At 70.4% G+C, this 25,583-nt stretch carries 24 protein-coding genes; 16 read left to right on the top strand and 8 right to left on the bottom strand.

Annotated features, from left to right (window positions below; all coding sequences use genetic code 11):
* Positions 1-25: 25 nt before the first annotated feature.
* Positions 26-1,273 carry a methyltransferase, FxLD system gene (gene fxlM / locus IIE03_RS08430; RefSeq protein WP_192862307.1) on the bottom strand — a complete coding sequence of 416 codons (1,248 nt, stop codon included), beginning with the start codon at positions 1,271-1,273 and terminating at the stop codon, positions 26-28.
* An 87-nt stretch (positions 1,274-1,360) separates the two neighbouring features.
* On the opposite strand from fxlM, the gene IIE03_RS27000 reads away from it, so the two are divergent.
* Positions 1,361-1,723 (top strand): antitoxin VbhA family protein, encoded by a 363-nt coding sequence (locus IIE03_RS27000; protein ID WP_408632838.1) that lies wholly within the window; start codon positions 1,361-1,363, stop codon positions 1,721-1,723.
* A gap of 335 nt (positions 1,724-2,058) precedes the next feature.
* On the opposite strand, the gene IIE03_RS08420 is transcribed toward IIE03_RS27000, so the two are convergent.
* Positions 2,059-2,982 carry a phosphotransferase enzyme family protein gene (locus IIE03_RS08420; RefSeq protein WP_192862305.1) on the bottom strand — a complete coding sequence of 308 codons (924 nt, stop codon included), beginning with the start codon at positions 2,980-2,982 and terminating at the stop codon, positions 2,059-2,061.
* Positions 2,983-2,988: 6 nt separating this feature from the next.
* Positions 2,989-4,278, bottom strand: coding sequence for a helix-turn-helix transcriptional regulator (locus IIE03_RS08415; RefSeq protein WP_192862304.1), 1,290 nt, complete (start codon positions 4,276-4,278; stop codon positions 2,989-2,991).
* Positions 4,279-4,593: 315 nt separating this feature from the next.
* On the opposite strand from IIE03_RS08415, the gene IIE03_RS08410 reads away from it, so the two are divergent.
* The 9 genes from IIE03_RS08410 (at position 4,594) to IIE03_RS08370 (ending at position 12,838) form a co-directional block, all read left to right on the top strand.
* The gene (locus tag IIE03_RS08410; protein WP_192862303.1) at positions 4,594-4,830 is read left to right on the top strand and encodes a hypothetical protein; all 237 of its coding nucleotides are present in this window, start codon (positions 4,594-4,596) and stop codon (positions 4,828-4,830) included.
* Complete coding sequence (locus IIE03_RS08405; protein WP_192862302.1) at positions 4,827-5,180, top strand: recombinase family protein; 354 nt, start codon at positions 4,827-4,829, stop codon at positions 5,178-5,180. The genes IIE03_RS08410 and IIE03_RS08405 overlap by 4 nt, the downstream gene beginning before the upstream one ends.
* A 255-nt stretch (positions 5,181-5,435) precedes the next feature.
* A complete protein-coding gene (locus IIE03_RS08400; RefSeq protein ID WP_192862301.1) occupies positions 5,436-6,641 on the top strand; it encodes a radical SAM protein in 1,206 nt (401 codons plus the stop codon).
* 167 nt (positions 6,642-6,808) lie between these two features.
* Positions 6,809-7,513 carry an aldo-keto reductase family protein gene (locus IIE03_RS08395; protein ID WP_192862300.1) on the top strand — a complete coding sequence of 235 codons (705 nt, stop codon included), beginning with the start codon at positions 6,809-6,811 and terminating at the stop codon, positions 7,511-7,513.
* Positions 7,510-8,748, top strand: a complete 1,239-nt coding sequence (gene serS / locus IIE03_RS08390) for a serine--tRNA ligase (RefSeq protein WP_192862299.1) — start codon at positions 7,510-7,512, stop codon at positions 8,746-8,748. The genes IIE03_RS08395 and serS overlap by 4 nt, the downstream gene beginning before the upstream one ends.
* Complete coding sequence (locus tag IIE03_RS08385) at positions 8,745-10,457, top strand: carbamoyltransferase family protein (RefSeq protein WP_192862298.1); 1,713 nt, start codon at positions 8,745-8,747, stop codon at positions 10,455-10,457. The genes serS and IIE03_RS08385 overlap by 4 nt, the downstream gene beginning before the upstream one ends.
* 13 nt (positions 10,458-10,470) lie before the next feature.
* Positions 10,471-11,166: a hypothetical protein gene (locus IIE03_RS08380; protein WP_192862297.1), complete on the top strand. Its 696-nt coding sequence runs from the start codon at positions 10,471-10,473 to the stop codon at positions 11,164-11,166.
* Positions 11,163-11,783 carry a GNAT family N-acetyltransferase gene (locus IIE03_RS08375; RefSeq protein ID WP_192862296.1) on the top strand — a complete coding sequence of 207 codons (621 nt, stop codon included), beginning with the start codon at positions 11,163-11,165 and terminating at the stop codon, positions 11,781-11,783. Before IIE03_RS08380 ends, IIE03_RS08375 begins: the two co-directional genes overlap by 4 nt.
* Positions 11,784-11,845: 62 nt before the next feature.
* Positions 11,846-12,838 carry an o-succinylbenzoate synthase gene (locus tag IIE03_RS08370; RefSeq protein ID WP_192862295.1) on the top strand — a complete coding sequence of 331 codons (993 nt, stop codon included), beginning with the start codon at positions 11,846-11,848 and terminating at the stop codon, positions 12,836-12,838.
* Here the strand turns inward: IIE03_RS08370 and IIE03_RS08365 are convergent.
* Genes IIE03_RS08365 through IIE03_RS08350 form a run of 4 tightly spaced genes read right to left on the bottom strand, consistent with a single transcriptional unit; the run spans position 12,831 to position 18,542 of the window.
* Positions 12,831-13,649, bottom strand: a complete 819-nt coding sequence (locus IIE03_RS08365) for an energy-coupling factor transporter transmembrane component T family protein (protein WP_318842877.1) — start codon at positions 13,647-13,649, stop codon at positions 12,831-12,833. The two genes, IIE03_RS08370 and IIE03_RS08365, sit on opposite strands and share 8 nt — an antisense overlap.
* A complete protein-coding gene (locus IIE03_RS08360) occupies positions 13,646-15,562 on the bottom strand; it encodes an ABC transporter ATP-binding protein (RefSeq protein ID WP_192862294.1) in 1,917 nt (638 codons plus the stop codon). The genes IIE03_RS08365 and IIE03_RS08360 overlap by 4 nt, the downstream gene beginning before the upstream one ends.
* Complete coding sequence (locus tag IIE03_RS08355; protein WP_192862293.1) at positions 15,562-16,527, bottom strand: cell division protein FtsQ; 966 nt, start codon at positions 16,525-16,527, stop codon at positions 15,562-15,564. Before IIE03_RS08355 ends, IIE03_RS08360 begins: the two co-directional genes overlap by 1 nt.
* A gap of 32 nt (positions 16,528-16,559) precedes the next feature.
* Complete coding sequence (locus tag IIE03_RS08350; protein WP_192862292.1) at positions 16,560-18,542, bottom strand: HAD family hydrolase; 1,983 nt, start codon at positions 18,540-18,542, stop codon at positions 16,560-16,562.
* Between the two features lie 211 nt (positions 18,543-18,753).
* Between IIE03_RS08350 and IIE03_RS08345 the strand changes: the two genes are divergently transcribed.
* Positions 18,754-19,734, top strand: coding sequence for a LacI family DNA-binding transcriptional regulator (locus tag IIE03_RS08345; protein ID WP_192862291.1), 981 nt, complete (start codon positions 18,754-18,756; stop codon positions 19,732-19,734).
* A gap of 38 nt (positions 19,735-19,772) precedes the next feature.
* On the opposite strand, the gene glgC is transcribed toward IIE03_RS08345, so the two are convergent.
* Complete coding sequence (gene glgC / locus IIE03_RS08340) at positions 19,773-21,011, bottom strand: glucose-1-phosphate adenylyltransferase (RefSeq protein ID WP_192862290.1); 1,239 nt, start codon at positions 21,009-21,011, stop codon at positions 19,773-19,775.
* A gap of 85 nt (positions 21,012-21,096) precedes the next feature.
* On the opposite strand from glgC, the gene glgA reads away from it, so the two are divergent.
* From glgA to serB, 5 genes are all read left to right on the top strand, one after another.
* Complete coding sequence (gene glgA, locus IIE03_RS08335; protein ID WP_318842876.1) at positions 21,097-22,401, top strand: glycogen synthase; 1,305 nt, start codon at positions 21,097-21,099, stop codon at positions 22,399-22,401.
* A gap of 142 nt (positions 22,402-22,543) precedes the next feature.
* Complete coding sequence (locus IIE03_RS08330) at positions 22,544-23,272, top strand: beta-ketoacyl-ACP reductase (protein ID WP_192862289.1); 729 nt, start codon at positions 22,544-22,546, stop codon at positions 23,270-23,272.
* Positions 23,273-23,470: 198 nt separating this feature from the next.
* Entirely contained in the window at positions 23,471-24,247 is a 777-nt protein-coding gene (gene fabI, locus IIE03_RS08325; RefSeq protein ID WP_192862288.1) for an enoyl-ACP reductase FabI, read from the top strand.
* Between the two features lie 76 nt (positions 24,248-24,323).
* A complete protein-coding gene (locus IIE03_RS08320) occupies positions 24,324-24,887 on the top strand; it encodes a SixA phosphatase family protein (protein ID WP_192862287.1) in 564 nt (187 codons plus the stop codon).
* 61 nt (positions 24,888-24,948) lie between these two features.
* Positions 24,949-25,581, top strand: coding sequence for a phosphoserine phosphatase SerB (gene serB, locus IIE03_RS08315; protein ID WP_192862286.1), 633 nt, complete (start codon positions 24,949-24,951; stop codon positions 25,579-25,581).
* Positions 25,582-25,583: the final 2 nt, after the last annotated feature.

Below are 25,583 nucleotides of genomic sequence, written 5' to 3'. Positions count from 1 at the left end.
GTGCGGGTCTCCTTTACCGTCGTCGCTACGCGCTCATGGCCTCCGGCTTGCGGGCGGCCGTGACGACGAACTCGTGATCCGTCTTCCTGGCGATCAGCAGTGCCGCAGCCTCATCGGAGGCAGATGCCTCGGAAGCGGGACGGGCCTCGATCGTGATATCGACGTCGCCGGCCGTCTCGTCGAGCCAGGCCCGTGCACGGTCGGTGAGCTGCCTGGCCAGGTCGGCGCCCTGCGGGCCGAATCCACATGCTCCTACCTGGAGCATGGGCATCTCGTCCGTACCGCCGACCCGTTGCGCTGTCAGGTACGCGACCGAGCCGCCGACCTGCACGCCCCACGCTCCCCATGGATCCTTCGCACGTGGCACCCGTCCAGCGGTCACCGCCTCGGCATCGACGAACACTCGGCAGAACCCGGGCAGCGTGGCGAGCCAGAAGTCCTGGTCAGGGGTCCACGCCCACGGAGACTCGATGGCGGTCCACTCGAACACGGGCTGTTCGTCCAGGGCAGTCGAGAGCGCGGAGGCGACCGGCTGGTTGTCGTCGATGCGCAGGGTGATGTCCGGTCCCTGGCCCAGGGGAACGTTCTTCTCGGGTATCGCGCCGATGCCCTTCATCGGGATGAAGCCGTCCTCAGCGACCGATACGCTGCGTAGCCGATCCCCGTCCCGCTCGAACGCCACCACCCGGGTCAAGCCGCGCAGCCTCAGCGGCAGGATGATCCGTCCTCCCGGGGCGAGCTGGTTCACCCAGGCCGGCGCGACATCCCACGCGCCCGCCGTCACCAGGATCCGGTCGAAGGCAGCCTGGTCCGGATGCCCGATGGTTCCGTCGCCGGTCACGACGCGCACCTGGTCGGCGCCGTAGGTGACGAGATGTTCCCGGGCCGCCTCCGCCACGTCCGGTGCGAACTCGATCGTCGTCACGGAACCGGACGGACCGGCAAGGTGCGCCAGCAGGGCCGCGTTGTATCCCGTTCCCGCACCGATCTCCAGGACGTGGTGACCGGGCTGGACCTGGGCCTGCTCCAGCATGCCCGCGACCGTGCCCGATGCGGACGCCGAGCTGATCGGCACATTCTGGGCGTCCCGGTGGGTGATCACGGCTCCCAGGCCGTACGCCTCGCCCAGGGGCGCCTGCGGCACGAACACGTGACGCGGCACAACACGCATCGCGTTGGCGACCTCCTCGGCCAACGGGTAGCCGCGCATCGCCACCAAGCGATCCAACATGTCCAACCGCATCGTCTTGTCGTCCTTTGACGTCTCATCCACGTGGCGAGGCTACGGGACCGGTCACGGCGACACGCCCGGTGAGCCGTGATCCGCGTCAGATGCCTCTAAAGTGCCTGATCGGGCCAGATGGTTATGGGACCTCGACGGCGCGGAGCTGGCCTTCGGGCCCGGGATCGGCGTCTGTGCGCTCCACCTGCATCACGCGAATCGGCGGGGTATCGACGCCGTCCAGGAGCACGCTCAGCTCGTCCGGCGAGACATCGAGCACCTCGCAGAGCCGACGACGCGCCCACGGCGGAGGCGGAGCGGCGCGAGAGCGTGCTCGAAACCTTTGTGAGCCTACGGCTGGAGGGCATGGAACCCGATGCCGAGGACATCCAGAGTGCCCGGGACTACGTTGCCGGCCGGGTGACACTCGACGAGATTCTGCAGCGCACACTGGCAAATGTTGCGCGGCATGGGGGAGCGAATCCCGCAGACATGGAGTGAGGCCGCGCCGTGCACTGGTCAGCCGGACTTGGCCCTGCAGGGTCGTGGATGGGACGGCGGTCCGGTCCAGGCCGTCGAACAGGGCAACGTAACGTGCGAGATGAGTCCGGTCGGTAGGTCGAGGGGATGACTCGGATCTCGACGTGGTAGGACCGGACCGCCTCGGCGATGCGGTCGAGCTGCAGGCCGGTGCTCATTCCCCGGCCGGAGCCGCGACCCGGGTCGCGATCAGCCCGCGGAGGATGGGAACCACGCCCCGATCGCCGATGCTTCCGGTCACGTCGTCGTCGGCGACCGCCCTCAACGCCTCGCCGGCACGGCTGCGGCGCCGGCTGTCAGGTGTAGGTGGTCCAGACGGCGTCGAGGTCGCCGTCGCGGAACGTCTCGAAGCGGTGGCGCCATTGGTCGCGGATCCTGGGGCTGGAGCGCAGGACGGGTAGCACGCTGCACACGAGCTGGAGTTCGCGGATGCGGCGGAAGACGGTGAAGCCTGGCCAGGTGGTGATGTCCAGGCCGTAGGCCTCGGCGAGCTGTCCGTGGTAGTCGACCGGGTAGTGGAATCGCAGGCGTCCGACGGCGGCTGGGGTCAGATCCCATTCGCGCGGTCCGTGGCAGGTGGAGTCAAAGTCGCACAGCACCGGCCAGTCTGGTCCGGGGATGAGGTTGCCGGCGAACACGTCGCCATGGATGGGCCCGGGCTCGAGCAGGTAGTCGACCTCCGCCAGTTCCGCTTCGAGTTCGTCGGCCGTCTGGGCGAGGAAGTCGTGCTCGTCGCCGGTGAGGACGTCTTGGGTTGCCAGGCGGGTGCGTGTTGAATGCAGCTGATCCCACTTCGGCAGGGAGCCTGGGGCGTCGGGCAGGGCGTGGAAGCGCTTGGCGATCCGTCCCAGGTCGTGCCCGGTCGGCTGGGGTCCGACGTCGGCCACCTTGTGCCACACCGTCACCAGACGCCCGTCCACCGTCATCGGCTGCTCGATGCCCTCGACGAGCCGCACCGTCGGCATGTCATGCCTCGCGAGCCAGTTCGCGACCGAGACGACCTTGTTCACGCGCTTCTCGATCGCGCTCGACCCGGCGATCCGGACCACGAACGGGTCGCGAGCCAGGGCGAAGACCGCGTTGTTCGTGAACTTGATCAGCCGTGCATCCTCGGGGCTCGCGCCGATGCGCTCGCAGGTAGCGGCGAGAACCGCGTAGGGCCAGTCGGTGTCACCGGGGATGTGCTCGGTGGTGGGAGTGGCAGTGGAGTTAGTGCTCATCGTCCTTCAGGCCGTGGGTTGCAGTGTGCTGATGCGGTGGGCGAGATCGGTGGCACCCGAGCGCGTCGTCAGACGAGCCGCCTCCGCGCGCAAGGGCTCGAGCTTCTCGACGGTCCGCACCGAACGCACGGCAGTGGCCTCGTCGATCGCCTCGTGACCAAAGGCTATGCCCTCCTCGATCGCACCGACGCGCAGGTGAGCGACGGCCAGGGCCGTGTGTTCGAAGGATCGGCTGCGTGCCATGTCGGGCCCACGCTGAGCCACAGCGGCGGAGAGATGCTCGATCGCGCGATTCGTATCGGCCTCTCCGGGATCGGTCAGCGACGTCAGTGCCACACCGGCCGAGGCATGCAGGTCGGTGTGGTCGAAGAACGCCGCCCAGGACTCGACACGGTCGTGGTCGGCGCTCTCATACAGGGCGGTCGCCGCGGAAAGCGCCGTGTTCATCTGAGTCCGGTCCCCGAGGAACGCGTACGCCCATGCGGCGTTGGCCCACAGGATCGCGTCGGTCACGCCGCACCCGCCTTGTGCAAGCATCTGACCGAACTGGAAGAACCGCAGTGCTTCCTTGCTGAGACCGCGATGCAGGTGCAGCTTGCCGAGCCGGTACAGGACGTTCGCAGACAGCGAGGCATCCCCGGCGTGACGACCGAGTTCAAGCGCTCGGGCGAAGTGCCGCCGGGCCGTGGTGAACAAGCCGACATCGAACGACGCCCAACCGGCAAGGTTGTGCAGATCACCCAGCGCTACCAGCAGGTGACGCCGTACCTCGTCCGTGGCGTCGGCGGCCAGCAGTTGCTGGGTCCAGCGAACCTGAGCGGCGATCGCATCCCGGCACGCACCACCCCCGTGTGCGTGATCGACAGCCCGCATCGCCGTCGTCAGGGCTCGAATGTGCTCGACGTCGGTCATCCCGATCCGGCCTGGGGCAGGCGACGTCAGCCGGTCGACCGGCTCAGCCCACGAGGAACTGGCGTCGTCCTCCAGGTCGATCGTCGCACCAGCGGCCAGGACGAGAAGACGGCCAGCCTCCTGACGCTCCTGGATTTCGGGAAGCGTCTCGACAATATTGGTGCCGTCGTCCTGCGGCTCGGCACGGAGGAGGCCGTCGAGCTGCTCGGTCGTCAGATCCAACGCGACGGCGAGACGCGAACGGACCCAGAGCCCTGGCGTGTTGGCGCCAGTCTCCCAACGGGCGATCGTGGTGCGCTCGACCTCAACACGTGCAGCCAGGGCCTCCTGTGTGAGGCCCGCAGCCGCGCGCCGCTCGACCAACCACCTGCGACGTCCGACCATCGAGGCACTCCGTTCCGGCTGCGGTGTTTCCGGCTGCGATCTCTGATGCCCGTCCACCGTACGGCGCCATTGGGCATCTGGCGATGGCCGCGCAGAGGATGCTACAGAGATGACACACCGCGCGATGCACACGAAAGCGGAGCGATCGCGTCGGGTGTGCGCTACAGAGTTCTCCGCGCGACAGGTCCGATGGGACGGTACGAGGGCCCGCCGCTGATCGTTGCTCGTGGGCTGACGCCGAACTCTGGAGCGTGAACCGTGTCGAACACCAAGACGCCTGCACCAACGCCCTCCCTGCACGCGATGTTCGTTGCGTTGACCGAGATCGTGGAGATGCTCGGTGAGGACCGCATCGCCCGCCTGACCCTGCTGCGCGGCGGCACCGTCACGATCGAACCCGTCCACCTGTCCGAGGGCGCCTCGATCGCCCGCGACCTCGGCCTGTCGGAGACCTTCATCCAGCGCCTCGCGGTACCGACCGTCGCCGACTGGTCCGGCACCGTCTCAGGCCTGGAATGCCACGTGCGAGCGCTGGCCGGGAGCGACGGGTGAACGGGCCGCGTCCGGTTGTGCTCGGCTACATCGCCGCGCACACCGATGCCCAAGCACAGCAGCAGCGCGAGGCCGTGACCGCGTACGCGCAGGCAGAAGGCTTCGCTCTGGCGGACGTTCTCGACGATGCCCGCGACGGTCTGACCATTAGCCAGGTCACCGAGACCGCTCGCCACCGCCACGCCGACGTCGTGGTGGTGCCGGGGTCGGCTCGTCTGGCCGAGGCGTACATCCGGCTCGCGTTCGAGTTGGAGAAGCACGGCGTGCGCTGCACCCTCTTGGGCGAGGTCCGCACGCCGCGGCGAGTCCGATCCCTGTCGTCAATTCGACGCCGGCAGGTCGCGCAATAGCGGTTGGCCAATCCCAGCTCCGCCGCCGGTCAGCACCTCGTTGCGACACGGATGCCACAAGGATGCGGCGGGCGTGCACTGTACCGGGCGGATTAGCCGGAGTTGGATGATCACGTACGAACCATCCAGCCCGACCAGAAAGAGTTTGACATCATCTGTGCCCTATGTTGTGAACTTCGGGGTGGTTCGTCTGCGCTATCTGCGTCGTGAGCAGTTCTGACGGCGCGTTCTGTCAGCGATCGCACAATGTGGGAGATGCCCGTGAAGGTCATGGACAACCGGTACTCACCCGGGATGCGCAAGTGGAACCTGCGGTTCGGGATCACGTCGAGGTGCAACATCCGCTGCCGGTACTGCTTGCCGGAAGGGCCGCAGGGGGTGATCGTCCAGCCGTCGCTGGACGAGGCGATCGAGGTGCTCCAGGCCGGGCACGACATCGGGATCAGCCGGGTTCACTACACCGGCGGTGAGCCGACCGTGCGCAAGGACTTCGTCGACATGCTGCGCGCGGGGAAGGAAATCGGTCTCGCCCAGCAGATCGTGACGACGAACGGGTATCGGCTGCACCGGTTCATTGAGGACGCAGTCGACGCTGGCCTGACGCGGGCGATCATCAGTATCGACACACTTGACGAGCAGAAGAACCTGTTCCTCACCCGGCGCGGATTCCACGACGACACGCTGAAGAGCATCGAACGGTCGGTGGAACTGCTGCCGACGATGACGAAGCTGTCGTGCGTGACGATGCGCGACACGCTCGACGAGCTGCCAGCATTCGTGGAGTTCGCGCGGGACGTCAACAACCGTCGGGGGTATGCGGGGCAGCTGGCGATCAAACTGAACCAGTTCTTCCCGTCGAACCCTGCCCAGCTCGGGGACGAGGGCGAGCAGTTCTGGAAGGACCAGTTCGTCGATGAGGAGGCGATCCTCGCCGCGCTGGCCAAGGCCGGAGAACTGAGGCCCGTGCCGCGCGAGTCGATCGAGGGTGACAACCCGTCCTACAACTACTACGAGATCGGCGACACCGGTGTGAAGGTCGCGGTGCTGGCGATGTTCTCATGGAACTACCCGTGCGGCGGCTGCTGGAAGCTGCGGATCAGCCCGAACGGCATGACGACGATCTGCATCAGTCAGAAGAACCCGCCGACGCTGTGGGGCATGAGCCTGTCCGAGAAGCGCGACACCTTCGCTCGCCTGACTGGCTACCGCGACAGCAAGCAGTTCGACGTCGATAATCCCAAGCGGCGCCACTACCGCGACCAGCTCGGCGAACTTCGGTTCGACAAGGTGGTGGGCAAGGAGAAGTCGATCGCCTACTTCCAGACGATCCTGACCCGCACCGCCACGGAGGAGACACCTGGCGGCGCAGTCGCGGCGGGCGGTGGCTGCTCAGGAGGTGCGTGCGGGACGGGCTTGGCCGAACCGACCCGCCCGGTCGAAGTCCCAACAGCCGACGCATGAGTACCGTGCCAACGGAACCAACCGCCCGTGAAGGTGTCGAATCCCGGGCGGCACTCGACAGGTACTGCTTCGGCACGAGCACCTTCGTCGAGGGCCGCCTCCGGCCGGGAAAGGATTCGGCTCCCGGCATGGCGGCACTCCGGCTCGCTCTCCGGTCCGGAGTCAGCATGATCCACTCCAACCCGCGGCTTGGCACCCAATGGGCGGTGCGCCAGGTCCTAGACGAGACCGGCTGCCGAGTGCGGCACCTGGTCAAGGCGGAAGCTCCGCTCGGTGTGAACGTCGGAGTCATCGCCGCGAGGATCGCGGAGGCATTGGAAGCTTCGGTCGTGGCGCTCGGGATCAGCGCGGTCGACGTGCTCGTACTTGAGATTGACGTCAAGCGCACGCAAGACCGTCAACTCTTGCGCGACGAGGGCGCCGCTGCCGACTTCTACGCGCTGGGTGAGGACCTGTGCCGCGTCACCGGTGTCGTCGGCTCCGTGTATGCGTACTGTCACGAGCCCGCGCACGTGCTGGGCGCTCTGCGTTGCCGTGGGATTGGCGGGGTCGCCGCGCAGTACAACTTGCACAACCGGTGGTCCGCGCTGTACGTGAATGGCGTCGTCGAGTCGGGTCGGGCGTTCGTCGGGATGTCGCCGCTCGACCGGGGACGCCTCGTCGATCAGACGGTCCGATCCGGGATGAGGAGGCTCTCGGCGCTAGAGTGGGCTCTTGCCGACCAGCGGGTCTCGGCGCTGGCGATCACCACGTCGAACCCGCGGCACCTGCAAGAGGCAATCGGCCTCTTCGAGCGGTCACACAGCCGCGTGTCGGCATTCGCGCACTGCCAGCACGATGACCAGCAACCATCGAGGAGAGACGCCCTGTGATCGACATCACCCTGTTGCGTACCGACCCTGACCGTGTGCGCCGTACGGTCGAGGCCAAGGAGTCCGACGTCGATGTGGACGGGCTGATCTCTCTCGACTCCGAGATGCGCGCGACGCAGGTCCAGATGGAGACGCTGCGTGCGGAGCAGAAGAAGCTGGGCAAGGGCGCGGACATCGATAAGGCCCGCGCGCTCAAGCAGGACCTGAAGAACGCTACCGAGCGGTTTCGTGAGCTTGAGAAGGCTCGCGACGAGCTGTGGGTCCGACTGCCAAATCTGTTCGCGGAAGATACTCCGCTCGGGCATTCGGACGAAGACAACGTGGAACTGCGCGCGTTCGGCACCCCCGTGCCCGCTGACGAGAACCGTTCGCACGACATCATCGGTGAGCGGCTGGGAATCTTCGATATGGCTCGGGGCGCCGAGGTCGCCGGCAACGGCTTCTACTACTGGAAGGGTGATGGTGCCCGCCTGGCCTGGGCGGTGTTCACCTACGTGCAGGACTTCCTGGTCAAGCGCGGCTTTGCGCCGATGCTGACGCCGCTGCTCGCCCGTGAGCGGACGCTGTTCGGCACGGGGTACCTGCCGTTCTTCGCCGACCAGATCTACCAGGTCGCCGACTCCGATCTGGCTTTGATCGGCACCTCGGAGCAGACCCTGATCGGCTACTACGGCGACACGATCGTGGACGCGTCGGAGTTCCCGATCAAGGTCACGGCCTTCTCGCCATGCTTCCGAACTGAAGCAGGGTCGGCGGGCCGGTCGAACCGTGGCGGGTTCCGAGTGCATCAGTTCCACAAGGTGGAGCAGATCATCATCTGTGACCCGGCCGACTCGGACGCGATGCTCGAGGAGTGTCAGCAGAATGTCGAGGACATCCTGACGTCTCTGGAGCTGCCGTTCCGTGTGGTGCGGGTGTGCCTGGGCGACATGGGAGCCCCGGCGTACAAGAAGTACGACACCGAGGCGTGGTTCCCGTCGTTCGGCGCCTACAAGGAGACGCATTCGAACACGAACCTGTGGGACTACCAGGCGCGCCGGTTCAAGATCCGGTTCAAGGGCGCGGACGGCAAGACTGTGCTGCCACACACGATCTCCTCGACCGGCATCACCGACCGCGCCGTGTTCGCGATCCTGGAGAACAACCTCAACGACGACGGCACTGTCACAGTGCCCGAAGTTCTGCGTCCCTACCTGGGTGGCCAGGACCTGATCGGGAAGCCCACGGCCGGATGACATCACCGGTCCTGGGGATCAATTTCGGCACGCACGACTCGGCCGCCGCACTTGTTCTCCAGGGCCGGGTTTTGGCTGCCGTCGAAGAGGAACGCCTGACCCGCGACAAGCACACGAAGGCGTTTCCCACAGAGGCGATCAAGGCGTGCCTCGATCAAGTGGGGCTCGAGCCCGGCGAGATCGACGATGTCGCGCTGTTCGTCGATCCACGCCTCCAGGCGATGCTCGCACCGGCGAACCTGTGGCACGCCTTCCCGGACTCACTCGGCTCGTTGAGGTCTGATGTTGACAAGTACCTCCGACGGCGACGGCTACCCGCTCAGGTGCGTGAGAGAGGGTTGCTGCACCCCGATGTTCGCATCACGCCTGTAGCTCACCATCGCGCTCACGCCGCCAGCGCGTATCTCACCTCGCCGTTCGACGACGCGCTCGTGGTCACTCTCGACGGCCGCGGCGAGTATGAGACCGCCTGCATCTACGACGGGCGCGACGGGCACCTGAGGAAGCTGCACAGCGTCATTTATCCGCATTCGTTCGGCTACCTGTACTCGATGCTCACCAGGTACCTCGGCTTCCAGCCGCAGAACGACGAGTACAAGGTGATGGGCCTGGCCGCCTACGGCAGCACCAAGGTGGTCAGCAATATCTCGCAACTGGCCACCGTCGATGGATCCGGCCGACTCCGGCTGAACCTGTCGTACTTCGATCATCATCGGAGGCCCAGTTCGCACCGCAGGCTCTTCAGCCCTGCGCTCGTCGATCTGCTCGGCCCGCCACGAGAGCCAGACGAGGAGATCAACGACCGCCATCGGGACGTTGCCCATGGCGCGCAGGTGCTACTCGAGAAGCTCGTCCTGCGCTTCCTGAGGTACGCCCGGAAGCTGACCCCGCACCGCCGCCTCTGCCTGGCCGGCGGCGTCGCCCTCAACTGCGTGCTCAACCAGCGCATCGTCGAGTCGGGCCTGTTCGATGAGGTCTACGTCCAGCCCGCGGCAGGGGACCCCGGGGCCTCTGTCGGTGCCGCCCTGCTTGTCGCCGACGCCAGCGAGCGTGAGGCGTGGCGCCATGCACTGCACGGGCCAGAACTCTCCGACAACGATGTTGAGCGAGCCGTCCAGCACCTCCCAGCTCTTGGATACCGTGTGACGCCTGTCGCCGACCCGGCTGAGCGCGCGGCTGAACTCCTTGCCGCAGGGAAGGTGCTCGGCTGGGCACAGGGGCGTACCGAGTTCGGACCCCGTGCGCTGGGCGCGCGCAGCATCCTTGCTCCCGCCCAAGATGGCGCAGTCGTCGAACGAATCAATGCCCTGATCAAACGCCGCGAGTTGTTCCGGCCGCTTGCTCCTGCAGTGCTCGCCGAGCATGGGGACGCCTACTTTCGCCTGCACGCAGCGGGCCGCTACGTGTACCCGTACATGCTGGCCACGGCCGATGTCATTCCGGCACAACGGGGCACTGTTTCAGCCGTCGTTCACGTCGACGGCACTGCACGCGTGCAAACGGTCGAACGCGCGGCCAGCCCAATGTTCTGGGACCTGATCGAGCAGTACCGGCGCCGCGCAGGCCTGCCCGTAGTTCTCAACACGTCGTTCAACGAGGCCGACGAACCGATCGTGAACGCCCCCGCCGATGCGGTACGCACCTTCGTCGCCTGCGGTCTCGATGCACTTGTCATGGGAAAGATCCAAGTCCTACCACCGGCTCGATGAGGAGAGCGAACCAATGCCCGACGGCGCGGCAGCCCGCCCTATCTCTACGGTCAGCAGCTGCGACGCGGCGCTGGTGATGTACAAGCCCAACGGCTTCAACCGCCCCTGCACCGCCGGTGATCGTGCCCGGATCCGCGTGGGATGGGCCTCTGTCCTGGCCTGGCTTCAGGGCGTCGACCCTGACGCCGTCGCCGAGCCAGACCTTGTGGCCGCCGTCGCGCGCAAGGCGGCTCTGAGACTGCCCCGAAATCCGGAGTACGACATCGCCGTCTGGTCGGCCTTGGCCGAAGGCGTCACCGCACTTTCGCCACAGGCGGGAAGCGACGTCACGGTGACATCGCTGCACACGGAGTTCGCCCTGCTCCTCAAAGCCCTTGGTCTGGCGTGCCGCGACGCCGTCGAACTCACGCTGACCGCTCCGACGATCGATGTCCTCTACGGGCGCTCCAACAACTTCCAACGGCATCGTCACCTGCTCATTCCGCTGCTGACCAGGGCTCCCGTCCGGATTGAGGTATGGACCGGCGAGAACGCTGCTCTCATGCTCCCGGCCAAGCTCCTCGTGCGCCGAGCCATGAGCACCGATGGACTGACCAACATGATCCACGGCGAGGTCGACACGGCGGCATCGGTATGGGAGACGTTCAACGCCGTACGCAGAGCCATGCAGGTCGCGAGCTCAGCTGGCACTGACGAAGGCGCAGCATGAGTCAAGATCTGATCACCGAGGCCTTGCGCGCGACCACCCGTCTTGTCCTGCGACCGATTCGCGTCGAGGACGTCGATGCTCTGTTTGCGCTCTTCAGCGACTACCGCGTTGTCCGGCATCGCCGCCACGGCCTGCTCAATCGCGAACAGGTGCGTGACTTGGTGGGACGTGCCGTTCAAGGCTCGGAAAAGGCGGGCTCCGGACTTGCGCCGAAGGACGCCACGCTCGCCATTGTGCACGCCAGGAGTGGACGGACGGTCGGCTGCGGAACCCTCGTTGGCAGTCGAGCGCAGGAGTCGGCGTGCGAAGCGGATGTCGCCATACATCCTGACTGGTGGGGCCTCGGTCTCGGGGCCGAAGCGCTCTCCGGCCTGGCCTGGATCGCCTTCGAACTTCGTGCGCTGGATGAGGTCCGAGCGATCCGGCTACCCCGAGACGTAGCTGGTCACCGCGCGCTTGTCCACGCTGGGTTCGAGCGGGCCGGAACGACAGTGAGAACCGCATCCGGAGGAGTCAGGATGGAGATGCCTCACTACCTGATGGATCGAGCGGCATGGGAGCAGATAGGCGGTGGGCGGTCTGGCCCTTGCACCGCCCAGCGATCCCGCGGGCGCTGATACCCCGCGCTTCACCACCGCGCGTTGCACCCCGGCTAGCCGAGAAGAGGATCCACCAAGTGATGATCAGTACCACCGACCCTGACCAGATCGACTTCGCTGGGGCGCGCGTCTACGCCATTCCCATGACCGCCCGGTTCCGGGGCATCACTGTGCGTGAGGGGATGCTGATCCGTGGGCCTGCCGGGTGGGGTGAGTTCTGCCCGTTCGACGACTACGACGACGTCGTGTCCGCGTCCTGGCTGGCCACCGCAATCGAGCAGGCCACCATCGGCTGGCCCGAGCCGGTGCGCGACCGCATCCCGATCAACTGCACGGTTCCGGTAGTCGGCCCGGAGCGTGCGCACGAGATCGTGGCCCGGTCGGGCTGCGGTACGGCCAAGGTCAAGGTCGCCGATCACCCCGAGTCACTGTCCGAGGACCTTGCCCGCGTCGAAGCCGTCCGTGACGCGCTCGGGCCGGGCGGGGCGATCCGGGTGGATGCCAATGGGGTGTGGGACGTGGAGACCGCCGTCGCGCAGATCCGGTTGCTGGACAAGGCTGCGGCTGGTCTGGAGTACGTGGAGCAGCCCTGCCGCACCATCGAGGAACTGGCCGCCGTCCGGCGTCAGGTCGACGTACGGATCGCTGCCGACGAATCCATCCGGCGCGCCGAGGACCCGCTACGGGTCGCGGTCGCCGGTGCGGCCGATGTCGCGGTCATCAAGTGCACCCCGCTGGGTGGCGTGCGCCGCTCGCTCGAGGTCGCCGAGGCCGCCGGACTGCCGTGCGTGGTCTCCTCGGCCCTGGAGACCAGTGTCGGACTGTCCGCGCAGCTCGCCCTCGCGGGGGCGCTGCCGGAGCTGGACTTCGCCTGCGGTCTGGGCACGCTGTCCCTCCTGGACGGCGACGTCGTCCCCGGCGACGCGTCACTGCGCCCGGTCGACGGATACCTCCCCGTCCCGCGCACCGCACCCGAACCCGACCCGGACCTGCTCGACACCCACGAACCGACCGACCCGGAACGGATCACCTGGTGGCGCGACCGACTCACCCGCGTCCGCGCGCTCACATGATGCCGCCCGTCCAGTACGCCAGGGTCACCACCGCGAGCGTGGCCGTCAGCAGGGCGCCGTCGGCCACGGTGAACCGCAGGTGCGCCAGCCGGAGCGCGCGGCCCGCGCCGCCGACGCTGCCCGCGGCGGTGAAGCCGCGGGTCTCCAGCGCCTCCACCGTGGTGCGGGTGCGCTTCGCAGTGTTGAGGATGAGCGGGTAGAAGGACCGGACCAGGATCGTGGCGAGGCGGACGACGAGGCGCCAGCCCAGCAGACCCGGGCCGCGCGGCGGCGCTCCGCGCAGGCGGTGGCCGTCCACGATGGTGCGGAACTCGTCCACGAGCACCGGGATCATGCGGTAGCCGTAGCTGACGGCGAAGCCCAGGATCTCCGGCGCCCGCATCGCCAGCAGGGCGTCGCTGATCTTCTCCGGGTCGAGAGAGGCGAAGGCGGCCATGCTCACCAGCGACACCGTGCCCAGCTTCAGCACGGGCAGCACGAGCGTGCCGACCGCCGCCGGGTCCTCCCGCAGGATCAGCAGCATGACCAGGAGGTAGACCAGGTCGCCGACGATCCCGAGCAGGAACAGTCCCAGGAGCAGCGGCCCGATCCTGGCCGCCAGCGCCGCGACCAGAGCCGCGGCGAAGAGGACGGCCAGCACCCCGACGTCGTACGTGAACCACGGGGCCAGCGCCCCGATCACGTACCACCACACCACCGCACGCGGGTCCCGGACGGCGAGGAAGCCGCCCCGGGTGGCGTAGGCGACGCGCATCAGCTCGAGGGTGATCCAGTCGACGGAGAGGCGGTCGAGATCGCGCCGGGTGCTCACCGAGCCGCCTCCTTCCCGCCGGCGACCGTACCGGCGACGTTCCCGGCGATCGCGGCCCCCGATTCAGCCGGCCGAGACAGGACATCCGGCGCGGGTGAGGCCGCCTCGGCCGGGGCGCCGCCCAGCCGCGCGACCAGCTCCGCCACGCCGCGGGGCACGGGAGACAGGCCCAGCCGCCTGCCCACCTGGGCGGCCTGGGGCGGTACGAGGCGGGCGCGCGCGAGCACGGCGTCGTCGGCGAACAGGGCCGCGGGGGTGGTGTCCGCGATGATCCTGCCCCCGTCGAGGACGACGACGCGGGTGGCCCACTCCGCGACGAGCTGCATGTCATGGGTCGCGACGACGGTGCACCGGATGTGCTCGGCAAGGTCGGCGAGGAGGCCGATGACGTCGTCCCGGCTGCGCAGGTCGAGACTGGCGGTGGGTTCGTCGAGGAGGAGCAGGCGGGGCCGCATGGCCAGCGCGATGGCGAGCGTGGCGCGACGCTGCTGGCCGCCGGACAGCAGCCGGCCGTCACGGTCGGCGACCCCGGTGAGATCCATGCGGTCGAGGACGCGGGCGACGAGCTCGTCCGCGCCGGCCACCCGGCGGCCCCGGGGGAACATGGCGACGTCGGCCGCGACGGAGTCCTGGAGGAACATCTCCTCCGGATGCTGGACCAGGTAGCAGACGGTGCCGGCGAGCTCGGGGGCCGAGACCTCGCGCGTGTCCCGGCCGTCGACGGTCACCGTGCCGGCACGGGGAAGCGCCAGTCCGGCGAGCAGGGTGAGCAGCGTGGACTTCCCGGCCCCGTTCGACCCGACGAGGGCGACGCGGTCGTCGTCGAACAGGTCCAGCGACAGGCCGTCGACGACGGTGGACCGCGGCCCGTCGATGGTCAGGTACCCGTGGGAGACGTCCCGCAGCGAGGCGATGCCCGCGCGGTTCCGTAGTCCGTCCGAGGCGCCCCCGAACCCGGACCTCGACCCCGACTCCGGCCCCGACCCGGCCTCGGTGCTCCGCCGCGGCAGTGCGGCATCCCGGGATGCTGCTGCCTCGGCGGGCGGGGTGAGGAGCGGGTCGGCGAGCAGGGCGAGGGCCGCGACGCAGTCGTCGACCGTGAGGGGCAGCGGGGATCCCGGGGCGAGCGCCCGGGCGATCTCCACGACCTGCGGTGCCGGCACGTCCGCCGACTCCAGGTCCTCGCGGCGGGCCATCGCCTCGGCGGTCGGCAGGTGCCAGCGGACCACGCCGTCGTCGACGAGCACGACGCTGCGGGCGTACCGGGCGATCAGCTCCGCGTGGTGCTCGACGACGACCACCGTGGTGCCCCGCTCGTTGAGCCGCACGAGGTGCTCGTAGATCTCGGCGGCCCGCGCGGGGTCCACCTCGGCGGCCGGCTCGTCCACCACGAGGATGCGGGGCGCCAGCGCGAGCGCGCCCGCCAGCGCCGTCAGATGCTGCTGGCCGCCCGACAACTGCCAGGTGAACGTGTCCGCGATGGGTTCCAGTCCCAGCCCGGCGACGGCGGCGTCGGCCCGCTCGCGCCAGTCGGCCCGCCCGAGGTTGAGGGGCGCGTAGGCGACGTCGTCCCGCACCGTGGGGCGCACGAGCTGGTTGCCGAAGTCCTGGAACACGAACCCCACCTCGGAGGCGAGCTCCGCGACCGACCGCTTGCGCGTGCCGCGCCCGTGCACGCGCACCGACCCGGACAGGTCGCCGTTCCAGAAGTGCGGCACCAACCCGTTGAACGTCTTGGCCAGGGTGGTCTTGCCCGAGCCGTTGCCGCCGACGACGGCCACGAAGTCACCCGCGGCGATCGTCAGGTCGACGCCGCGGAGCGTGTCCCGCTCCGCGCCGGGGTACCGGAACGTCAGGTTCCGGACCTCGATCGCGGGGGCGGCTCCGCGCGGGCCGTCGTCGGCGGCCGGCATCAGGCGTCGTCCTCCGCCTCGTCGTCGGCGTCGGCCGCCAGGGACCGCTGCGTACCGCGCGCCCGCAGGGCGGCGATGACCGCGACGATCACGAGCCCGGCCACCAGGCCGAGCAGCGCCGCCAGCCACGCGAACGACGACTCCGCGAGCGACTCCGCGTTCGCCGCCTCCCACTCGCCGAGCGCGGTGACCGGGTTGGTGACCTCGAAGTGCTCCTCCCACTGCTCGAAGATCCCCACGGCCGCGGCCAGCACGATCCCGAGCACACCCACCAGCCAGAACGGCGAGCCCCAGGGGCCCACCAGCCGCGGCGGGTTCGCGGGATCGCGCGGCCGCAGGCCCATCAGCGGCTCGATCTTGCCGTACAGGCGCGGCGCCAGCCAGATCGCGACCAGCCCGCCGAACACCGCGCCCGTGATGACCAGCGCGAGCACCAGCTCGATGCCCTCCGCCAGCACGACGGCGGCCAGCCCGCCGCCGGCGTCCTCACCGGCCTCCGGGTCGATCCCGACACCGAACTTCGCCACGTCGATGATCCCGGACGACACCTTGTCGATCGACACGAGCGCCATCGCCGCCCAGAACAGCCGCGCGGGGCGCCGGGGGTCCTTCACCAGGCAGCCCGCCACGTACGTCCCGACGAAGATCTGCAGGAAGCCCTCCAGTTCCCCGATCCCCGAGAACGAACCGAGCAGCATGTCGGCGATGACCGCCTCACCGATGGCGACGCCGAGCGCCACCCACAGCGGCGTCAGCAGGGCGGCGAGCACGACGGGGATGAACGCGAAGTACGCGACCTCCAGCTCGAGACTGCCGACCTCGAACTTCGGCAGCAGGTCCGCGACGATGTCGGCGACGCCGTAGAGGGTCATGGACAGGATCATGATCATCAGCTTCTGCGAGCCGGAGATCCGGTCGGGGTCGTGGAGGCGGACGCGCAGGGCGTCCGCGGCGGTGGTGGTCATGCTGGGCTCCAAAGGGGGATGGTCGTGCGGGGTCAGGACCCTGGGACGGGGTCCTGTTCCCGGCCGGCGGGTGACCGGCCGGAGTCGGGGGGTGCGGCGGGCGCGAGGCCCATGAGGGCGGCCAGCCCGGCCATGTCGTCGACGACGTGGTCGGGCCGCGCGGGATCGTCGTCGGCCAGGGCGGCGAGGGCGTCGTCCGACGTCGAACCGCCCCGCACCAGCACCACGTGCCCGATGCCGGCCGCCCGCGCCGCGATCACGTCCCGCGCCGGCTTGTCGCCGACGAACCAGGCGCTCGCGGCCTCGGCGCCGAGGGCGCGCAGCGCCGTGGCGGGCATCTCGGGGTCGGGCTTGCGGCGGCCGAGCTCGTCCGAGTACACGTGCGCGCCGACGTACTCGGTCAGCCCGGCGGCGTCGAGTTTCTCGCGCACGGCGCGGCCGTTCACGGTGTTGGAGACGACGGCGACCGGGACGCCGGCGGCGCGCGCGGCCCGCAGCAGTACGCGGACCCCCGACCGCACGACGGACACGGACTTGGCGCGGGCGTAGGCCACCATGAGCGCGTGCGCCTCGGCCCGCAGCCAGGCCCGCAGCCCGTCGGGGACGACGGCGGGCGTGGTGGGCCCGGTCGCGGACGTGGCGGCAGCGGGGGCCGCGCCCGCGGCGCCGCCCACCGCCCGGGCGATCACGGGGCCCGCCAACTCGACCCAGAACGTCGTCGCATCGATCTCGGGAACGACGACGCCCCTCCCGGAATCCCCGGCGCCGAGGACGACGTCGGCGTCATGGACGCTGACACCGGCGCCGATGTCGTGCTCGGCGGGCGGAGTGGCCGCGGCGAGCGGGGCCGGGGCGGCGGGGAGTTCGTGGCGGGCCTTCCATGACTTGTGGGCGGCGCGGATGTCGTCCAGCGCGGCGAGGGCCTGGTCCGGGGTGAGCGCGTAGCCCGCCCGGGTGAGGCGGGTGGCCAGCAGTTCCGCGAAGGCGCGCCGGACGCCGTCGTCGGGCCGCGACACCGAGATGACCCCGCCGTGGTCGAGCAGCAGCGCGCTCGGCCGCTCGCCGCGGCCCGGGCGGCCGGTCGCCGAAACCTGGGCGACGGGTGTCCCGACCGCCGAGTCCCCGACCGCTGGGAAGTGCGCGGCCGGGCGGTCACCGGCGTTCGCTGCCGGCCCGGATTCCGCCCGCCCGGGCTCCGGCGGCGCGGCCGCGCGCAGCGCCTCGACCAGGCCCTCCGGGGTGTCGAAGATGGCGTCGGGGGTGTCCGCGACCGGGAACGGGACCTCGTCCGTGTGCCGGTGGCGGGTGATGACGACCGCACCCGCGCCGGCGCGCCGCCCGGCGACGACGTCGCGGTCGTACGTGTCGCCGACGTACCAGCAGCGAGCGGGCTCGGCGCCGAGGGCCCGCGCGGCGATCTCGATGATCTCCGGGTTGGGCTTGCGGACGCCCACCTCGTCGGAGTACACCTGCACGCCGAACGCCCCGGTCAGGCCGTGGCGCTCCATCACGGCGCGGTGGGCGCGGCCGGAGTGCGCGTTGGACACGATCCCGAGCGAGACGCCGAGCGCGTCCGCGAGCTCGACCAGTTCCCGGACGCCCGGCCGGAGGCGGTGCTCGGCGAGCGTCAGCGTGACCATCTGCTGCAGCGCTCCCGCCTGGCCGACCAGCACCTCGCGGGCGGCGGCGGGCAGGGGAGCGGCGAAGAAGTCGCCCCAGATCTCGCGGTGTGTCAGCTCGCGCGGCGCGAGGCGGCGGCTCGCGGAGTTCTTCCAGTCGTGCAGTGCGGTGCGCCCGCCGGTCAGCACCGGGAGCAGGTCCGCGGCGGGGACGTGGTGACCGGCCCGCGCGAGGACCTCGGCGACACGGTCGGCGACCTCGCTCATCCCGCCGGGACGCTTCCGCGTGGCGAAGACGACGCCGCCGAAGTCCAGCAACAGCGCCTCGGGGCGGGTCGCGAGAGCGGCGGACGGCGGCGGGGGAGCGGCGGTCGCCGCGGCGGAGATCTCGGTCACGGGCGACGACGCTAGGGACGGACGGCGGCGCCCGGGTAGCGGAACCCGGACCGGCAGGTGAACGAGACGCGAATTCTGGAACGTTCCAGGTCGGCGGTGCCACAGGGCACGCCCGACGGGCGGCCGGGACGACCGCACCGGACGCGGGACGGTCCTCGGCGCCCGCCCGGCGAGGCTTGGGCAGGCCACGGCCGTGGGGTAGAAACAGTGCATGAGGTCCCGCCCCACGATCCTCGACGTCGCCGCGCGGGCGGGCGTCTCCAAGTCGCTCGTGTCGCTGGCGCTGCGCGGGGACGACGGCGTCAGCCCCGCCACGCGAGAGCGGATCGTCGCCGCCGCCGACGAGCTCGGGTACCGGTCCAATGCCCTCGCGCGCGCCCTGCGGCAGACGCGCACCATGCTGCTCGGCGTCGTCGTCGCGAGCCTCGACAACCCGTACCACACGGAGGTCGTCGAGGCGGTGGAGCGGGCCGCCGAGAAGCACGGCCTGTCCGTGCTGCTCGCCCACGGGGCGCGGAAGGCCGGGCGCATGGCCGAGCGGCTCGACGCGCTGGGCGACCTGAACGTGGACGGGCTGGTGGTCGTGTCCTCCTGGGCGGACCCGGCCCTGCTGCAGGCCGCGGCCCGGCGCGCGCCCGTGGCCATGGTGGGCCGCTCCCTGGAGCCGGTCGCCGGGATCGACTCCGTCAACAACGACGACGAGCACGGCGCCGCGCTCGCCGTCGGCCACCTCGTCGCGGCCGGGCACGAGCGGATCGCGCACCTGACGTCGTCCCGCCGCCCGGCAGGCCTGGCCCGCCGGGCGGGGTACGAGGCGGCGATGGTGTCCCACGGCCTGGCCGGCCACGTGCGGGTGATCGAGCGGGATCGCGAGGAACCGGCCGGCCCGGGCCTGGACGCCGCGCTGGCGGACGGATGCTCCGCCGTCTTCGCCCGCAACGACGTCGAGGCGTTCGACGTGCTCGACCACGCCTGGGACCGGGGGATCGACGTGCCGGCCGGGCTCGCCGTCGTCGGTTACGACGACTCCGCCCTCGCCCTGCGGGCCCGCCCGCGCCTGACCAGCGTGCACCAGCCGCGCGCGGAGATGGGCGCGCTGGCGGTCGAGCTCCTGCGGGAACGCTGGTCCGGCCGCACCACCGACCGCCACGAGGTGCTGACGCCGCGCCTCGTCGTCCGGGCGAGCGCCTGACGCGACCGCCCCGTGGCGGCCGCTCGCGGTGCCTCCGCCTACTTGACGACGCTGCCCTTCGGGACGACCGTCAGGCCCGACTCGGTGACCGTGAAACCGCGCGCCCGGTCCTCCTCGTGGTCGACGCCGATCCGGGCGCGCTCGGACACGATCACGTTCTTGTCCAGGATCGCCCGGTGCACCTGCGCGTACCGGTGCACCTGCACGCCGTCCATGAGCACGGAGTTGCCCACCGACGACCACGAGTGCAGGTGGGTGCCCGGTGACAGCACCGAGCCGGCGGCCTGCGCCCCGGAGATCAGGACGCCCGGCGAGACGATCGACTCCACGGCGTGCCCCATCCGGCCCGGGCCGGCGTGCACGAACTTCGCCGGTGGCAGGCCCGTGTACCCCGTGTACAGCGGCCACTCGTCGTTGTACAGGTTGAAGACGGGCTGCACCGCGATGAGATCCATGTTCGCCTCGAAGAACGAGTCGATGGTCCCCACGTCGCGCCAGTACGCCCGGTCCCGGTCGGTGGAGCCGGGCACCTCGTTGCGGATGAAGTCGTACACCCCGGCCTCGCCGGCCGCGACGAACGCCGGGACGATGTCGCCGCCCATGTCGTGCCGGGAGTCGTTGCTCGACGCGTCCCGGGTGACGGCCTCGACGAGGGCATCGGCGTCGAACACGTAGTTCCCCATGGACGCGAGCACCTTGTCGGGGGCGTCGGGCAGGCCGACGGCGTCGGACGGCTTCTCGAGGAACTCGCGGATCCGCGTGGGGTCGTCCGGCTCGACGTCGATGACGCCGAACTGGTCCGCCTGGGCAAGCGGCTGCCGGATCGCGGCGACCGTCGCCCGGGCGCCCGACTCGATGTGCGCGTCCACCATCTGGGAGAAGTCCATGCGGTAGACATGGTCCGCGCCCACCACGACCACGATGTCCGGCCTCTCGTCCTCGATGACGTTCAGGCACTGGTAGATCGCGTCCGCGCTGCCCAGGTACCAGTGCTTGCCGACGCGCTGCTGCGCCGGGACCGGCGCCACGAAGTTGCCCAGCAGCGGCGACATGCGCCACGTCTTGGAGATGTGCCGGTCCAGCGAGTGCGATTTGTACTGGGTCAGGACGATGACGTGCAGGTAGCGGGAATTGACGATGTTGGAGAGCGCGAAATCCACCAGGCGGTAGATCCCGCCGAACGGGACGGCGGGCTTCGCGCGTGCCGCGGTGAGCGGCATGAGGCGCTTTCCCTCGCCTCCGGCGAGGACGATCGCGAGAACACGAGGGGCTGCCATGGCTCAGACGATATGGCCTCGGGCGAGTCCGGCGAAAGCTCCGCAGAGGAAATGGCGGTGAAGAAATATCGGTAACGTCTGGACCGTGACAGCTCTGGAGCCGCAGCGGCCGCCGTCGTCCCGTCTCACCGTCGATCTCCTCACCCGGGAGTACCCGCCGCACGTCTACGGCGGAGGAGGGGTGCACGTCACGGAGCTCTCGAGAGTGCTCGCGCCGCTCGCCGACATACGGGTGCGCCACTTCGGCGAGGCCGGCGGCGCCGTCGTCGGCCCCGGGGAGCCCGCTCCGGCCGTGACCGGCTACGTCACGCCCGCCGAGCTGACCGGCGCGAACGCGGCGCTGGCCACTCTCGGCACCGACCTGACGATCGCGCAGGACTGCGCCGGGGCCGACGTCGTGCACTCGCACACCTGGTACGCCAACATGGCCGGCCATCTCGCCGGGCTGCTGCACGGCGTGCCGCACGTCGTCACCGCGCACTCCCTGGAGCCGCTGCGGCCGTGGAAGGCGGAGCAGCTCGGCGGCGGGTACGCCGTGTCGTCGTGGGCGGAGCGGACGGCCTACCTCGGCGCGTCGGCGATCATCGCGGTCTCGGCCGGGATGCGGGACGACATCCTGCGCTGCTACCCCGAGCTCGATCCCGGCCGCGTGCACGTGGTGCACAACGGGATCGACCTGGCCGGGTGGCGGCGGCCGTCGGGCGACGCCGCCCTCGCGGCCGCCGACGGGACCGTGCGGCGCCTCGGGATCGACCCGGACCGGCCGGCGGTCGTGTTCGTCGGGCGCATCACGCGGCAGAAGGGGCTGCCGTACCTGCTGCGTGCGGCGGCCGGGCTGCCGCACGACGTGCAGCTCGTGCTGTGTGCGGGCGCCCCCGACACGCCGGAGCTGATGGACGAGGTGAAGACACTGGTGAGCGGGCTGCGCGAGGCGCGCGCCGGAGCGGGCCCCGCGCGCGCGGGCCGCGACGGCGGGATCGTCTGGATCGAGCAGATGCTGCCGCGCGAGGAACTCGTCGCCGTGCTCGCGGCCGGGACCGTGTTCGTCTGCCCGAGCGTGTACGAGCCGCTCGGCATCGTCAACCTCGAGGCGATGGCGGTCGGGCTGCCTGTCGTGGCCACGGCGACCGGCGGCATCCCGGAGGTCGTGGACGACGGCGTCACGGGCGCGCTCGTCCCGATCGAGCAGGCCGACGACGGCACCGGGACGCCGCTCGACCCCGACCGGTTCGTCGCCGACCTGACCGAGGCCCTGAACCGGGTGGTCGCCGATCCGGCGCGCGCCGCGGCGATGGGCGAGGCGGGCCGCCGCCGGGCCCGCGAGCACTTCTCCTGGGCGGCGATCGCCGACCGCACGATGGAGGTCTATCGCGGCGTCACGACGGGGTGAACCTCGTCCGGGATCGACGGATTCCCGGTGTTGGTACCCGATGTCACGAATCGATGTTGTCGGAACCCCACAACGCGCGGCGCGGGGCGCGTGGCAGGTCGCGCAGCGCCGCCCGGTGGGTCGCACGGGTAGCGTCGCCGGTATGACCGAGAACCTGGATTCCGCCGCCGGCCGCGTCGTCGTCGTGACCGGCGCCGCACGCGGCATCGGCCGCTCGATCGCCGAACGTTTCGTCGCCGAGGGGGACCGCGTCGCCACGGTGTACCGCGGGGGCGACCTGCCCGACGGTGTGCACGGCTACAAGGCCGACATCACCGACACGGAGGCAGTGAACGAAGCCTTCGCGCAGATCGAGCAGGACCTCGGGCCGGTGGACGTCCTCGTCGCCAACGCCGGCGTCACGAAGGACCAGCTCCTCATGCGCATGTCGGACGAGGAGTTCGAGCAGGTCGTGGACGTGAACCTGACGGGCACGTTCCGCTGCGTGCGCCGTGCCGCCAAGAGCATGATCCGCAAGCGCTACGGTCGCATCGTGCTGATCGGCTCGCTCGTGGGCCTGTACGGCGGCACGGGCCAGGTGAACTACGGCGCGTCGAAGGCGGCGCTGGTCGGCATGGCGCGCTCCATCTCGCGCGAGCTCGGCGGGCGCGGCATCACCGCGAACGTCGTCGCGCCCGGCTTCATCGAGACCGACATGACCGCCGAACTGCCCGAGAAGACGCGGGACTTCTACCTCGCCGCGATTCCCGCCGGCCGGTTCGCCCGCCCCGACGAGGTGGCGGGCGTCGTGACGTTCCTCGCATCGGACGCCGCGTCCTACGTCACGGGCGCCGTCGTCCCCGTCGACGGCGGCATGGGCATGGGGCACTGACGGCCCCACCGATCCTCGCGCTCACCTGCGCTTTCACCACGGCCGCCGGGACGGCCGTGTCCTCGCCGACACCGTTGGCGACATCTTCCACGACCCGCGCCGACCCGGGAGTTTTCCTCGCGCGCGGTCGCACCGTTACGCTCACACCCAGTGCGGGGCACGGCGTGTCATGCCCCGCGCATTCACCGGAAGGACAACATGGGTCTCCTCGAAGGCAAGAAGCTGCTCATCACCGGGGTCCTCACCGACTCGTCGATCGCGTTCCACACGGCGCGCCTGGCGATCGAGGAGGGGGCCGAGGTGGTCCTCTCGTCGTTCGGCCGTCAGATGAAGCTGACTAGTGCGTTCGCGAAGCGTCTGCCGGGTGACACGCCGCCCCCGGTCGTTCAGCTCGACGTCACGAGCGACGAGGACCTCGCAGGTCTCGCCGATGCCGTGCGCGAGGCGGGCCTCGACCGGCTCGACGGCGTGGTCCACTCGATCGGCTTCGCGCCCCAGAGCGTGATGGGCGGGAACTTCCTCTCGGGCGAGTGGGCGGACGTCGCCACCGCGCTGCACGTGTCCACGTTCTCCTACAAGGCGCTCGGCGTGGCCGCGAAGCCGCTGATGACCGACGGCGGCGCCATCGTCGGCCTCACCTTCGACGCGCAGTTCGCCTGGCCCGTCTACGACTGGATGGGCGTGGCCAAGGCCGGCCTGGAGGCCGCGAACCGCTACCTCGCGCGCGACCTGGGACCCGCCGGCATCCGCTGCAACCTGGTGTCCGCCGGGCCGATCAAGACCACCGCCGCGAAGTCGATCCCCGGCTTCGAGCAGATGGAGGCCAACTGGCCGGAGCGCGCGCCGCTCGGCTGGGACCAGACCACCGCGGAGCCGACGGCGCGAACCGTCGCGGCCCTGCTCAGCGACTGGTTCCCGGCCACCACGGGCGAGATCGTGCACGTCGACGGCGGCGTGCACGCCATGGGGCAGTAACCGCCATCGCGGGAGAGCCCCCAGCACCACGGCGCCTTCCCCATCCGGGAGGCGCCGCCGAACGGAAGGAGAGATCGTGGCCAGGCAACGCGAGGAGGTGGCGTCGACGACGCCGGTGCGTCGGCTCGTCCTGTTGCGTCACGCCAAGGCCGAGCCGGCCACGACCTCTGACGACGCGCTGCGCCCCCTCGCCCTGCGGGGCCGCACGCAGGCGGCCGGGCTGAGCGCGGCGCTCGTCGCGCTCGGCGCCGTGCCGGACGTCGTCCTCGTCTCCTCCGCGTTGCGCACGCGCCAGACGTGGGACCTGGCCAAGAGCGGTCTGAACGGCCGGCGCATCGACGGCCCGCTCGTCGTCGTCACCGACAGCCTGTACAACGCCCGCGTGAGCGACGTGCTCGCGCTCGTCGGCGAGCTCGACGACAGCGCACGCACCGTCCTGGTGATCGGCCACGAGCCCACGATGGCCGCGACCGCGTCCTACCTCGCCGGCCCCGGCTCCGACGACGCCGCCCTCGCGCAGGTCCGCGCCGGCGTGCCGACCGCCACCTACTCCGTGCTGGAGGCCCCGGCCGAGACCCCGTGGTCCGCGTGGGACCGCTCCTCGGCGGTGCTCACCCACGTGGGCAGGCCGCAGGGCTGAGCGCCCGCACCGCCCGCACCGCGGAGGGATCTGCGGCGGCCGCACGACGTCGGGCACACTGTTGCGCGTGAAGCGCCTGATCGTGACCGACGTCGATTCCACCTTCCTGCAGCAGGAGGTCATCGAGCTCATCGCCGACCACGCGGGGACCCGCGACGAGGTCGCCGCCGTGACCGAGCGCGCGATGCGCGGCGAGCTCGACTTCGCGGGATCGCTGCGCGAGCGCGTCGCGACGCTCGCCGGCGTCCCCGTCGACGCCCTGGACAAGGTGCGTGACGCCGTCGAGCTCATGCCGGGCGCGGCCGAGCTCGTGGCGGCGTGCCACGCGCGGGGCTGGGCGTTCGGGCTGGTCTCGGGCGGCTTCGAGGAGATCGTGCGGCCGATCGCGGAGGACCTCGGCATCCGGCTCGTGCGCGCGAACCGCCTCGAGGTGTCCGGCGGCGTCCTGACCGGGCGGACCGTCGGTCCGGTGATCGACCGGGCCGCGAAGGCCGCGACCCTGCGCGAATGGGCGGCGGCGGAGGGCGTGCCGATACCGGCGACGGTTGCGGTGGGTGACGGCGCGAACGACCTCGACATGATCGCCGCGGCGGGGACCGGGGTGGCGTTCCGGGCGAAGCCGGTGGTCAAGGCCCAGGCACCCCACGCGGTGGACGGTCGGCTGGACGAAGTCCTCGCCCTCCTCAGCCCCTGATC

This window comes from Myceligenerans pegani (genome assembly GCF_014892515.1).
GTDB classification, from domain to species: domain Bacteria; phylum Actinomycetota; class Actinomycetes; order Actinomycetales; family Cellulomonadaceae; genus Myceligenerans; species Myceligenerans pegani.
This window is presented reverse-complemented; position numbering and strand designations above follow the sequence as displayed.